General features: G+C 39.1%; 12 protein-coding genes. 8 read left to right on the forward strand and 4 right to left on the reverse strand.

All coding sequences use genetic code 11. The features are described 5' to 3' along the window. Window positions 1–13 precede the first annotated feature (13 nt). The 7 genes from Q0486_RS05825 (at window position 14) to Q0486_RS05855 (ending at window position 7,856) form a co-directional block, all read left to right on the forward strand. Window positions 14–235, forward strand: a complete 222-nt coding sequence (locus tag Q0486_RS05825; protein ID WP_258323406.1) for a DUF6140 family protein — start codon at window positions 14–16, stop codon at window positions 233–235. An 80-nt stretch (window positions 236–315) separates the two neighbouring features. Continuing rightward, the gene (locus tag Q0486_RS05830; protein ID WP_299231140.1) at window positions 316–1,287 is read left to right on the forward strand and encodes a hypothetical protein; all 972 of its coding nucleotides are present in this window, start codon (window positions 316–318) and stop codon (window positions 1,285–1,287) included. Window positions 1,288–1,297: 10 nt separating this feature from the next. After that, window positions 1,298–2,563: an RtcB family protein gene (locus tag Q0486_RS05835; RefSeq protein ID WP_299231142.1), complete on the forward strand. Its 1,266-nt coding sequence runs from the start codon at window positions 1,298–1,300 to the stop codon at window positions 2,561–2,563. Window positions 2,564–2,657: 94 nt separating this feature from the next. Then, window positions 2,658–3,290 (forward strand): YqiA/YcfP family alpha/beta fold hydrolase, encoded by a 633-nt coding sequence (locus Q0486_RS05840; protein WP_299231143.1) that lies wholly within the window; start codon window positions 2,658–2,660, stop codon window positions 3,288–3,290. Then, a complete protein-coding gene (locus Q0486_RS05845; RefSeq protein ID WP_299231145.1) occupies window positions 3,275–4,579 on the forward strand; it encodes a PD-(D/E)XK nuclease family protein in 1,305 nt (434 codons plus the stop codon). Before Q0486_RS05840 ends, Q0486_RS05845 begins: the two co-directional genes overlap by 16 nt. Before the next feature lie 133 nt (window positions 4,580–4,712). Beyond that, the gene (locus tag Q0486_RS05850; protein ID WP_299231147.1) at window positions 4,713–6,398 is read left to right on the forward strand and encodes a putative transporter; all 1,686 of its coding nucleotides are present in this window, start codon (window positions 4,713–4,715) and stop codon (window positions 6,396–6,398) included. An 81-nt stretch (window positions 6,399–6,479) separates the two neighbouring features. Next, on the forward strand, window positions 6,480–7,856 hold the full coding sequence (locus Q0486_RS05855; protein ID WP_299231149.1) for an MFS transporter: 1,377 nt from the start codon (window positions 6,480–6,482) through the stop codon (window positions 7,854–7,856). Between the two features lie 159 nt (window positions 7,857–8,015). On the opposite strand, the gene Q0486_RS05860 is transcribed toward Q0486_RS05855, so the two are convergent. The 4 genes from Q0486_RS05860 to Q0486_RS05875 all read right to left on the reverse strand — a co-directional run bounded on the left by Q0486_RS05860 (window position 8,016) and on the right by Q0486_RS05875 (window position 12,115). Continuing rightward, on the reverse strand, window positions 8,016–8,735 hold the full coding sequence (locus Q0486_RS05860) for a hypothetical protein (RefSeq protein WP_299231151.1): 720 nt from the start codon (window positions 8,733–8,735) through the stop codon (window positions 8,016–8,018). A gap of 73 nt (window positions 8,736–8,808) precedes the next feature. Beyond that, window positions 8,809–9,201, reverse strand: coding sequence for a hypothetical protein (locus Q0486_RS05865; protein WP_299231153.1), 393 nt, complete (start codon window positions 9,199–9,201; stop codon window positions 8,809–8,811). A gap of 159 nt (window positions 9,202–9,360) precedes the next feature. Continuing rightward, window positions 9,361–10,134 carry an inositol monophosphatase family protein gene (locus Q0486_RS05870; protein ID WP_299231155.1) on the reverse strand — a complete coding sequence of 258 codons (774 nt, stop codon included), beginning with the start codon at window positions 10,132–10,134 and terminating at the stop codon, window positions 9,361–9,363. Between the two features lie 55 nt (window positions 10,135–10,189). After that, window positions 10,190–12,115 carry an AAA family ATPase gene (locus Q0486_RS05875; RefSeq protein WP_299231157.1) on the reverse strand — a complete coding sequence of 642 codons (1,926 nt, stop codon included), beginning with the start codon at window positions 12,113–12,115 and terminating at the stop codon, window positions 10,190–10,192. Between the two features lie 657 nt (window positions 12,116–12,772). Between Q0486_RS05875 and Q0486_RS05880 the strand changes: the two genes are divergently transcribed. Further along, window positions 12,773–13,702 carry a CsgG/HfaB family protein gene (locus tag Q0486_RS05880; RefSeq protein ID WP_299231808.1) on the forward strand — a complete coding sequence of 310 codons (930 nt, stop codon included), beginning with the start codon at window positions 12,773–12,775 and terminating at the stop codon, window positions 13,700–13,702. Window positions 13,703–13,705 lie beyond the last annotated feature (3 nt).

Here is a 13,705-nt window from a genome sequence, read left to right on the forward strand (position 1 = left end):
AAAAAATGAATTTATGTCAAGAGTATTCAGAGTAACTCCTAAGAGAGTAAAGAGAACAAACGGGACAGTACTGACACCTGAAATGGAAGTGACTGTAACTACCCAAACCCACACTTCAGATCCATTTTATAATGGAGCGAAAGAACTGAAGGAGGCTTATATGCGTATGTATGGCTTTGATTATCAGAAAGCCTGTTGCAGTAAGAATGATTTTGATTTCAAGAAATTAGATTAGTGTTGACACAGACATGATTGCAGTAGAAGAATATCAGTTCTTCTGCTGCTTTTCTGATTTTCAAATAAAGACATTTAAGCATGGAAGAAAATACAACTTCAACAAAGCCTTTCTATTTCCCAAAAGAAAATAAGTCCATTGTCTCTATAATTGGTATTGGAGGTGGAGCCGGAAGGATAGTAAATGAAATGCAGTCTTATGAATTCTTAAAACGATATTTATACGTGTTTGGCATGAACAGAAAAGAAATGGAAGAACTGTCATTGCCGCATAAATATCTTATAGGTACTGACGGACTGGGAAGTGGAAAAAATAAAAGATTTGCTGAGTCGGAATGTAAAAAGACATTACAAGGTTTGGATAAAATTATAAGTGAAATTGTATCATGTTTTATCGTATGTTTGGGAGGAGGTACCGGTGAGGGTTGCATAAAAACTTTTCTTCAGAAATCTGTTGAAATGGGAACCAAGATAAAATTGCTTGTTGTCACATTGCCTCATTCATCAGAAGGTATTGAGAAAAGGAGAAACGCTTTAGATTTATTACATAGTCTGGAAGAACTGATAGATGGAATCTTTGTGGTAGATTATGATGCTTTACCATGCGATACAATATCCGGATTGTTTAAGGAAGGGAATAGGAGAGTGATTGAGTTTGTTAAAAATCTTATAGGTTCAATCGTTAACCGTGGCATACTATGTTTTGATATTTATGATGTGGGTACATTTTTAAAATATAATTCCGATACCAGGTATGTCGAATATTTCTCACTATTAGGTGATATAAACTATTTAAGACAAGAGTCAAGTAATTTATCTAAGTATCTTCCTTCAAAATATAGTTCTGATGATGATATTTCAAATATGATTCTTTTGATCACTTTTAATAATAATGATACTGATGATGGTACGGTCGGAATTTTCTTGGATGAGACTGTTCATGGTATTATACAGAATTTGAGTAAAGAAAGCAATTTAAAATGGGGAATGTATAATGACTCCAATATAGAGAAAAATATTTTCCGACTTGATATATTCACCAAATGTAATTAGAGATAATCTTATGAAGATGATAGAAGGATATGATGTAAAGATATTCACAGAGAATATAGAAGATAATGCTATAGAACAAATCAGGCAGTTGCTGTCTATAGGTGTATTTAGTGATTGTAAAATTCGCATTATGCCGGATGTTCATGCCGGAGCAGGATGTGTGATAGGTTTCACAGGGAACCTGGGTGACAAGGTGATTCCTAACATAGTGGGAGTAGATATAGGATGTGGTATGATTGTCAAGCCATTTTCGTGCTGCAATCCTATAGACTTCCACGCTTTGAATGAATATATCCTCCATGCTATTCCTTCAGGGCGTGACATTAGGGATGAAAACTATCTGGCATTGCCTGGAAAGTATTCAGAACTGTATCAGAATGCAAAGCAATTGATATTGCAGCTACGCTGTTATCGTGAATTGAAGGAAGCTCGTAGATTATATAAATCCATAGGTTCGCTTGGTGGTGGAAATCATTTTATAGAACTGGACAAAGATGAATCCGGTCTTTATTACCTTGTTGTGCATACCGGAAGCCGCAATTTAGGGAAGCAGGTGGCAGATTTTTATCAGAAACTGGCTATTAAATGTCAGTCCGGGTGGGATAATCTTATTGAAGAGAAAAACCGTATAATTGAAGAGTATAAACTTGCCGGACGAAAAGACGAGTTGCAGGATGTTATCAGAAATCTTCATAAATCATTTAAGCCGCACAAGCTGATCATACCGGAGGATTTATGCTATTTGGAAGGTCAGTTTAGGGAAGACTATATGCATGATATGCATATCTGCCAGCGTTGGGCAATGATAAACCGGAAACTGATTGTAAGTTTGATTATGGATTTTATCATTGGAAAAGGTTTTGTTTCATTTGAAGAGCATTTTCAGTCTTTTGAGAGTGTACACAATTATATTGGTGATGATGATGTAATCAGAAAGGGTGCAATATCGGCAAGACTGGGTGAAAAATGTATCATACCATTGAACATGCGTGACGGTTCTTTGATTTGTATTGGAAAAGGCAATGAAGACTGGAACTTCTCAGCTCCTCATGGCGCCGGAAGAATAATGAGCCGTACAGATGCTATCAATAAAATCAGTTTGAGTGATTTCAGAGATTCTATGTCAGGCATCTATAGTGAGACTATAACTGAAAAAACAAAAGACGAATCTCCTATGGTGTATAAACCTAAAGATGAAATCATACAGAATATATTTGATTCAGTTGATATAGAGACTATTATAAGGCCGGTCTTCAATTTCAAGGCTTCTTATTAAAAGTTTTTTTTGAAAAAAGTTCCTGTAAAATGAAATTTATTGACCGGAATGAGTATAATTGTATAAAACGTGAAAATAATAAGATTGAAAGATTATGTTTAAAGAAAGTTTTATAAAGAAGAATTTGTCAGAAGAAAAGCCCTCCAAGAAACTTTTATACATACACGGACTGTCCTCTTCAGGTATGTCCGCTACAGCAGGAACTTTACGAAAACTTTTACCCGAATATGAGGTTTTATCTCCGGATCTGCCAGTAAATCCACAAGAAGCTTTTTCTATGCTGAAAGAACTATGCGAAATAGAGCATCCGGATATTATTGTCGGAACATCCATGGGAGGAATGTTCACACAGTTACTAAAGGGATATAAAAGGATATTGGTCAATCCAGCTTTCCATGTCTCTGAGTTTATGCGTACCATAATCGGCACACAGGAGTTTCTCAATCCACGTCAAGATGGAGAAACTCATTTTGAAATAACTCCTGAACTGTGCGATGCCTATCAGAAACTAGAATCCTGTCAGTTTGAGAATATTACGGACTTTGACAGAAAATATACCTATGCCTTGTTTGGGAAAAATGACACTCTCGTAAACGGGTTTGATGAATATACTTCTCATTATGATAATGCCATATGGTTTGATGGAGGACACCGTCTGGATAATACGGTTATAGAGAATATTCTTATACCATTGATAAAAGGAGAATCTGTATGGAAGACTTATTGAAACAAATATGCAAAATATCTGAAAAATATATTAACCGGGAGCTTCTATCCGGTGAGTATTATAATATATTTCAGGTAATTGATATGACATCAAATGAAACGGGCGTGCATTCTGCTTTTATCGCTGATCTTCTTAATCCTAAAGGAAGACACAGGATGGGAGATGCTTTTCTGAAGCTGTTTCTTGAAATGGATGTCTTTAAGAATATGAATTTCGAATCGGCTAATGCTATAGTTGAGCGTGAAAAGTATATTGGAGAAGTCACAGATGAAACAGGCGGTCGCATAGATATACATATAATGGATTCTTCCGGAAAATGTATAATTATCGAAAATAAAATTTATGCATCAGACCAGAATAATCAGATAAGGCGATATTATAATTATGCCGAAAGCCTGAAAACAGAGTATAGGTTGATATATCTGTCATTATTCGGTGACGTTCACGATGAAGATAAGACAACCGGTAATGATAAAAACAAGAAACAGTTAGTGCAAAGTGTAAACTATCATATCCTTTCATATGAAAAGGATATATTGCAATGGCTTGAGAAATGCAAGAGTAAGGTTGAGGTGTCCGGCAGGCCTATGATATGCGAAGCTATAAATCATTATATTAATTTAGTAAAATATCTTACCAACCAGACTATGCATAGTGAAATGAAAAAAGAACTTGAACAGTTGATACTTGGCAATAATGAGTATATCAGAAATATTTCTACACTGAAAAAAGCAATAGAACTAAGTGAAATATCTTTACAGAAACAGTTCTGGAATAATCTTAGGAAAAAGATGGAAGGTAAAGGCTATAAAGTAGCTCCTGCCCCTAAAAACAGCAATTATATTATTGCTTCTGATGATATGGTAGAAAACTATTATAGAAACAACAGGGACAATCACTACGGATTTGAGTTTAAAATAGGAGATTATAAAGATTCTGATATTTTATATGCTGTCAGAATGCATACTCCTGTAAAATGCGGCTTTCTTGCCAGAAAGAAAAATATTGAGAATACCGGAAATGGAAAGTGTGACTACGTTCCAATAACAGATTACAAGGACTATGATGATTTGATGGCGAACTTTAAAATGTCTTTTTATGAGAAAGACCAGCGTGGATGGTATCTGGCCTATGGAAATCTCCATAAGAAATTTAACTTTAGGAATATGGACAGCGAGACATTGGAGAATCTTATATCGCTGGATGAAAGTCTGGATAATGTAGTGGAAAGGATATGTTCTGACATTGATGCAATGAGCGAAATTCTTAATACACTTCGCAAATCATAAAATATCTGTCATTATCCCTTTTCACAAAAAGAATTCTCTCCCACAAATATTCTCTTTATAGAGATATTGTTATTACCTTTGCCCCCCGTAATTCAAAATCTATGAAAATTTAATACAATAAAAAACTATAATTATGGAATTGATTGAAAACCTGTTTATGGGTTATCCCAATTTATGGGGAGGGGGAGTGGCGCACTCCGTACTTATCTTGTCGCTGGTAATAACGATAGGTATTGCGCTTGGTAAGGTAAAGGTGGCCGGTGTTTCTTTAGGTATCACATGGATACTTTTCGTCGGAATTATCTTCGGACATTTCAATATGAATCTCGATGAACACCTGCTTCATTTTCTCAAGGAGTTCGGACTTATTCTGTTTGTCTATTCTATAGGTCTGCAGGTCGGTCCAGGTTTCTTTTCCGCATTCAAGAAAGGAGGCCTTACACTTAATATGGTGGCTATGACCGTTGTTTTCTCTGGTGTGATTCTTGCAATAGTGCTTCATTTTGTTTCAGGTGTACCAATTACCACTATGGTGGGTATACTTTCCGGTGCCGTAACAAATACGCCTGGACTTGGTGCCGCGCAACAGGCAAACAGCGACCTTAACGGTGTTGATGCTCCCGAAATAGCATTAGGTTATGCTGTGGCATATCCGCTTGGTGTAATAGGTTGTATCCTTTCTCTCTGGGGTTTGAGATATATTCTTCGCGTTAAGCTTGACACGGAAGAAACTGCTGCCAAACGCGGTTTGGGACATCTTCAGGAACTGACTGTACGCCCTGTTACTATCGAGATACACAATGAGTCAGTAATAGGAAAGAAACTTCGTGATATACATCCTCTTGTAAAGAGATATTTCGTTGTTTCACACATATATCATGCAGATACAGGAACAGTGGAAATGGCAGGTGCCGATACTGTATTGAATTTGAATGACAAGATTCTTCTTACATCTGCTCCGGTTGATATTGATGCCATAACAGTATTTCTTGGCTGTCAGGTAGAGATGAACTGGGACAATGAAGAAGCCGACCTTGTAACTAGAAGTGTCGTTATAACCCGTTCGGAAGTAAACGGCAAGATGCTTTCCCAGCTTAAGATAAGAAACAGTTTTGGAGCGAATGTTATCAGAGTAAACCGTTCAGGTGTGGATCTGGTGGCTTCACCTAATCTGCAGCTTCAGATTGGCGACCGTGTGATGATTGTCGGTAGCGAGCTGGCTGTAGGTCAGACAGAAAAGGTTCTCGGTAACTCCTTGAAGCAACTTAATCATCCTAATCTTATTCCTATATTCCTTGGTATAGCTTTGGGATGTATTCTTGGTAGTATCCCTTTTGTTTTCCCGGGTATCCCTCAGCCTGTTAAGTTAGGTTTGGCAGGAGGTCCGCTTATTGTGTCTATATTGATCAGCCGTTTTGGCCCTCAGTACAAGCTGATAACTTATACCACTATGAGTGCCAATCTAATGGTCCGCGAGATAGGTCTTTCATTATTCCTTGCCTGTGTAGGTTTGGGAGCCGGAGCCGGATTTGTTGACACTATAGTTCATCGTGGAGGATATGTATGGATAGGATATGGAGTCATTATCACTGTAGTGCCTTTGATTATTGCCGGACTTGTCGGACGTTATGTCTTCAAACTCAATTATTATACGCTGATAGGTGTCTTGTCTGGAGCTACTACCAATCCGCCTGCACTTGCATTTTCTAACGACCAGACGTCGTGCGATGCGCCGGCAGTAGGTTATGCCACTGTCTATCCGCTCACTATGTTCCTTCGCGTGCTAACGGCACAATTGCTTATTCTTTCTCTGGCATAAATGTGTATTTGTTTCCTAAATGCAAGAAAATGTGTATCTTTGCATAGTTTTTTCGAAAAATGATAAATAAATATACATAAAATGACACAACAGGTAAAGAAAAAGTTAAACGATTCGTGGGGCATGCGTTGGGGTGCTCTGGCAATTGTGGCCTTCACAATGATGGCTGCATATTATGTAAATGATGTGGTTGCGCCTCTTAAGAGTATGCTAGAGGCATCACCGTCTGAAAACGGTCTTGGATGGACCAGTAGTGATTTCGGTATCTACACTGGAGCCTACAGCTTTCTGAATGTATTCTGCCTTATGCTAATATGGGGAGGACTGATTCTTGACAGATTCGGTATACGTTTCACAGGAAAGTTGGCTACCATACTTATGGTGGTAGGTACCGGACTTGAATATTATGCCATGACAAGCATGGTTGGAACTGCCGATACAATCCTTGGTTATAAGGCCGATGTCTTTGTAGCTTCTGCCGGATATTCGGTGTTTGGAGTGGGAGCCGAAGTTGCAGGTATCACTGTTACAAAGATGATTGCCAAATGGTTCCGTGGTAAGGAAATGGCGACAGCTATGGGTGTTCAGGTCGCACTGGCACGTGTCGGTTCACAGGCCGCATACGCTGTAGCTATCCCTGTGGCACGTTCGTTCGAGCTTACAACACCGGTTCTTATTGGTCTTGTGTGTCTCGTTGGCGGTATGATAGCATTCTTCTCATTTTCTGTTCTTGACAAAAAGCTTGACACTCAGATGGAAGAAATCAAGGACGAATCTTCTGACGACGAAAAGTTCTCTTTCAAGGATGTGGCAACAATACTTTCAAATCCCGGATTCTGGCTTATTGCCTTGCTTTGCGTATTGTTCTATTCTTGTGTATTCCCGTTCCAGAAATTCGCATCAGAACTTATGATTACAAAATACGGTATCGATGAAAATGTAGCCGGATTCTTTGCTGGTCTTCCTGCCCTGGGTGCCTTGATTCTGACACCGGTATTTGGAGGAATGGTCGACAGACGTGGAAAGGCTGCATCAATCATGATGTTCGGAGCTGCTATGCTGATATTTGTTCATTTCGTCTATGCATTACCTTTCGTTACAGGTTCATATATAGCCATTATCCTTATGATAGTTCTGGGTATAGCATTCTCGCTCGTACCTTCAGCAATGTGGCCTTCGGTTGCAAAGATATTCCCGGCTCACCAGCTTGGAACAGCATACGCGCTTATCTTCTTTATCCAGAACATCGGTCTTTGGGGAGTGCCGACTCTTATCGGTTTTGTTCTTGATAATTATTGTATCACCGGAAAGACAGCTTCAGGCACTAATTTATACGATTACACACTCCCTATGTGTATTTTCACAGGTTTTGCCGTACTTTCTTTACTGGTAGCGTTTGCTCTTAAGATTGCCGACAAGAAGTTCGGATATAAGCTTGAAGAATCAAATATAAAATAATCTTCAGAATAAGTTCTGGAGTTTTACAAAATAAAATCCTGCTTCAGTTGTTCTTTATCCAAAAGAAACTGTAAGCAGGATTTTCTTTTTTCCGGTCAATAATGTTTGCCCGGAGATTTTTATTATAGTATTAATGTTGGGTGGTTTTTTCGCTTTTTGTTATTTTATTTCTATAATGCGTGAGTCATAGTAGCATAAAAACATTTCTCCGTCCGCTGTACGGTCGTTCTGTACAGTAGGAACAGACTTATATCTTCTGACAGTGAGTTTATATTTACCTTTTTCAGGCAAACTTTGGAATACGAATCCTTTTCCGTCTTCAGTCACTTCGCCAAAATGCTGCAGATACTGTCTTTTGTTGGCTTTTTCAAGCATAATCTCCATTGTCTCGTCAGCAGCTTTAGCAGCACCTTTCCAGTTCACCGCTTTTCCTGCCTCCAGAGTCTTTAGTTCCTCTGGCAATATCAGAGCCAGTGAATTGTCCTTTGCAAGTTTGTTGGTCAGTATCTTGTCCTTGAAACGAACAAATGAAAATTCGGCCTCTTTCACGTTGTTGTCCAGCTTTAAAGAATAACTGTATGCCACTGTATGGAATTTATCCAGTCTGTTATAGTTCATGTTTTTTCCGTTTACAGTGATTTTCTGTTCTCCTGTCATTTTCACAGGTTTCAGAAAGTCATTTCTCTCTTTTGAGAATGCGGCGTATGCCACGGTTTCACCATTATTACCCACTGCCAGCATGTAATTCTGAAACAGAGGAGCATCGCCCAGGTCTTTCGAATCTTCCTGCTCGCACGATGTCAGATTCAGCCCGGTAGTAGTTAATAAGCATAACATCATCACCGAGCTGAAAACTCTTTTGGTAATTGATTTCATCATAATTTAAATAGTTTAGTTAAGTCTGGTTTAGTTTTAAAAAATGCAGTTTAGTTAAGTTTAGTCTAGTTCCTTTTTATTTTTCGGTTCCTGTCTCAGGTTCCAGTTCCAGATTTATTATAGTATTATCCCATTTGAACATCTTTCCCGTACCAAGGTCAACCAGGAATCCGGGCCAGAAAAGAATGTTCCATAAAGAAGAAGGATTGAATGCCGTTTCCAGCATGAAAGGAGTAGGAGAGTATCCGGCTTTTCGTGCAATCAGCTGTTTGTCCGAAACCTTCTTTTTTATTTTAGTGGTCACCATGTTTTCTTTTTCCACTTCAGCAATTTTTATATTAGTCTCCGCATCATATATTTTGGTTCCGTTTGGAGCCATGAACGTGACGTTCTGTTTCGATGCGGTAAAAACAGTACAGCATGACGACAAAGCTGTAGCCGTAATAATAGTCAATAATGTTTTTTTCATGATTTGTTTGGCTATATTTTTGTTTCTTAGTGCAAAGATATATAGATTTTTCAGGATGATAATGACATTATAATGTACAATATGCGAGCGTTATATGCTGATTATCAGTGTTTTGATAATTTGTATGATGTACAAAACAGAAAATGCCTGTATTATCTTTTATCCGATGTGTTTCTGTATAATAGTGAAAAGCTCTTCCAGATTTTCAGAACTGTTTCCGGCTATTACTCCGCAAGGAGAGATAAAGTCAAGAGGTTTGCCGTCAAGACCTGAAATCTTTCCACCTGCTTCAGTAAGGATTAGTGATGCGGCTGCAAAGTCCCATGGGCTCAAAAGATATTCAAAGTACATTTCGCATCTTCCCATAGCCAGGTAGCACAATTCAGGAGCACAAGCACCGAAGCGGCGTATGTCGTTACATTTTTTGAATGTCTCGCGTATTATTTCCGAACATATTTCCGCATATTCCTTATGATATACAGGTAAGGCAGTACACATTATCGCATTACCGAAGCTACGATCTGAAACATGGATTCTCTGACCGTTAAGGTAAGCGCCTTTGCCTTTTTCTGCATAGAACATTTCTTTAGTCCTTGGAAGATATACAACTCCCATAATCATGTCCGAATAATGTTTCAATCCTACACAAATGGCGCATTCTGCTATTCCACGGCTATAGTTGGCCGTTCCGTCTATAGGGTCGATAATCCATGTGTATTCATGGCTCTCATCGTGCATGTCCTCTTCTTCACAAAGAAATCCGCTGTCCGGCAGTTCTTCAGCAAGCTGTTTGCATAAGTAATCCTGTACGGCTAAATCCGATGATGTAACAATATTTGAATATCCTTCCTTGCTTGAGATATCAAACCCTTCGGTAACCATTAGAGCCGAAGCATTCATTACTATGTCCTTAAGTTTATCCAGTGATATCATATTCTTTTATTTATTAATTCTGAATCAAAATTACTAAAAAAATAATATATATCACTCACGCCCTGAAACCAATAGGACGTGGTGATAATATTTTTGCTGTTTTCTGGCAGAGGAAGTTCTTTTCAGCTTCGAGTATGTCTGATTCTTCAATTACACACAGCATATCTATGCATATATTTTTTCCGGCCGAAGAGGACGTCATAACCCTTCGTGCCATACTTTTTATAATCCCCTGATTTATCAGATTATGTATCCAGCGTCCATTCCCGAAATATTCATCCTGGTCAGCGGTAGCCTTTTCTATCAGATTCTTCAGACATTTATGCGCATCTTCAGTCAGTTCGTAGTTGCCGGCCTTCAGCGTACGGCAAGCCATTTCCATGAGCTCAGGCGCTGAATAGTCGTCGAAGTGGAACGTGAGCGGGAAACGGTCTTTCAGTCCGGGATTTGTTCTCATCATATTCATCATCTTGTTTTCATATCCCGCCAGTATGACAATTATGTCAGGTTCCGGTTCGGACAACACAGTCAGCAGAGCGTTCAGTATCTCCTTTCCGAAATCCTTTGTGTCACTTTCGTGAGAAACAAGTGTATAGGCTTCGTCTATAAACAACACACCTCCGCGTGCCTCTTCAATTGCTTCCAGAGTCTTTTTCTCTGTCACACCTATATATTCACCCACCAGTTTGGAACGGTTCGTCTCCACAGTGTGTCCTTTACTGAGCAAGCCCATATTGTGATATATTTCTCCCACTAGTTTTGCCACAGTGGTTTTTCCAGTACCCGGATTGCCAAGAAAAAGCATGTGGTTCCGCTGTTCATTATTAGTTTGCAGACACATCTCGGCCCTCTTTTTGTTGAAAATAGCCATCATTCTGGCCTCCCTCATGTCGTCTTTCACTCTTTGCAGCCCGACCATGTCTTCCAGTTCCTTTTCGGCCTTTATTCCGGATATCCGGGATACTTCCTCGTCATTGGTATATCCGAATTTTTCATCCATAAGTTCCTCTACCAGTTTCTGGAAATCTTCATCTTCCTCATTATATTCATATTTCTGTCCGACAGACCTGTCCGACGACAACCGGAAAGTGGTTTCTTCTGTGAACAAGCCGTTCATCAATACGCATTTTTCCAACATCATGGCGATATCCTTATCTTTTCCGTGGAGGATGAATGTCGTTTCTCTGAATGTATTGTAGCGAATGATGCTTGCCATTAGATTTACTATATTTACGGTATGAGCATTATATTTCAGTTCGGGTACCTCCACAATCACCGCTCTGGCTTCTGCCACCTTATCTTCCATGTTCTTCCAGCCGTATGCTCCCGTAGTTATTTCCCCGAGCGACAGACTGTATTTCAGCGAAACATCGTCTCCCGTGATAAATCCTCCTAAAATCATAGAAGCCATAGCTTTGGCTCCACATGTTTCTCCTTCACCAGTTACAAGCAAATGAGGTAGTTTTTCTGTTCTTCTGTTTTCCATTTCGTTGTTGAAGGTGTGCAGTCTGTCTATCAGTAGCTGTATTAGCGGCTCCTTGAATCGTCCGCAGTACAACTTGTTCCACCAGCTTGTTAGGGCAAGTTTATCAGCGAAGAACATTTCCTGTGTATTTTCTTCTATAGGCTTCATTGTTTTCCGTGTCCAGCATACCGATGACAACGGCAGTTCCGGTTTGCAGAACCATTCCGGCTTTCCGTTTATATATACATATACGCGATACATTCCGGCATCCCATAAGTCGTCATTTGCCAGTTGGAAAGAAACTTTTTTCAGTATTTTCTCCGGATTGTGTGTGATACATCCTGTCCCCATAAGCCTATAGGAAGAAGAATAGATACGGACCGACATTTCTTTTACTCCCGTCAGTCCTTTTGGAGCCGAGAATTCCACGTCTAGGTAACAGTCGGCAAATTCAGGTGCAAAATTATTTGAGTTTGAATCGAAATTGCGTTTTAATCGTAAGAATAAATTTTTCATAAACAACATGTTTTAAAAGTTAGTTACCAGTTGATTAGTTTACGAGTCGACAAGTTTTGTTTGTATTACAGAAAACCTTGTTTTCTTATAACTTAAGCCTTGTCTACTTTAAAAAAAGAACCCCCTCTTCCCCGTTGAAGAGTCGGGTATGAACCCTCAAGTCAAAGAGCACAGCAATCCCTGCCGCATGATTTTTAGTAGCAGCCATAAGGAACGGATTCAGTCTGATGAATGATTTTGTTTAATCCATAAACCTGCTGTTTTGCGTCTTTGACATTGTTTTGTTGTTTATGAAAAGATTAAAAAAATTAAAAGAACCAATGACTCAGGATTTGATCCTGACGCCATTCAAAATACAAAGATAATATGTAAAATTGTGATTTGCAAGGGAAATAACATTTTTATGCGGATTTCATACAGTAAATGGCCTTGAAAAAAACGACAGTTCATTCGAGTTAAAATGACCTGTCATTTAAGATCGAATGACAGGTCATTTAATATTATGAGACCTGGGTAGTAAAAGGTAATTAGAGTTAATGTAAGCGTAAAATTACTAATAAAAGTTCTCTGGTGCCATATGTAATGTTTTTATTTAGTATATTTACGAATATAAAAGTGCAGTAATAATTTATATCTTAAAACATTAGCATTATGGTAATTTCAATTAGAAACATTATTGCCATCTGTTTGTTGCTGTATTCAGGTGCAATCATGGCACAGAGAAACACGGAGATTGTAGAAACACCGGCGCATGTCATGGATGAAGGAATGACTCTTAAGAAAAAGGTAGCTATAGGACGCTTTTCGAATGAAACGCAGTATGCCAAGGGAATCTTTTATGACAAGGAAAACGACCCAATGGGAAAGCAGGCCCTGGATATCCTCTCAGCCAAGCTAGCGGCATCCGGTAAGTTCCTGTTGCTGGAGCGCAGCGATCTTGCCAAACTATTGGAAGAGAGCAAAAAGTCCGGTGAAGGAATTTCAACGATTGATGCTGACTATATGATAATTGGTTCCATAACAGAATTCGGAAGGAAGAATACCGGTAAAAGCAAGGTCTTTTCATCGGAGAAGACACAGACAGTGGAAGCTGCCGTATCAGTCCGTCTGGTTGATGTGTCTACAGGCCTGATAATATATTCCGACGAAGCCAAAGGAGTGGCTGAGCTGACCACCAAGACTACTATGGGCCTTGGAGGAAAAGCCTCATTCGACGCTACTCTCAGCGACAAGGCTATATCGGAAGCAATAGGACAGCTGGTTGAAAATATAATAAACAAGTGTACGGATTCTCCATGGAAAACATATTTCCTGTCATACGAGCCTGATGCCGTCCTTATAGCAGGCGGTACGAGTCAGGGTATAAAGGAAGGGATGACATTCTCTATTCTCACCAAGGGAAAGAAAGTCAAGAATCCTCAGACAGGAATAATGATAACCCTTCCGGGAAAGAAAGTAGGCGAAGTAAAGGTATTGTCTACTGGCGGCGACACTCCTGAAACGGAATATTCTTACGTAGAGGTTAGTGGAACCACTGAAATCAACTCTGGAAACATGAGCAAATATATCATTGAAGAATCAAAATAATAC

This window comes from uncultured Bacteroides sp., assembly GCF_937912035.1.
In the GTDB taxonomy this organism is placed as follows: Bacteria; Bacteroidota; Bacteroidia; order Bacteroidales; family Bacteroidaceae; genus Phocaeicola.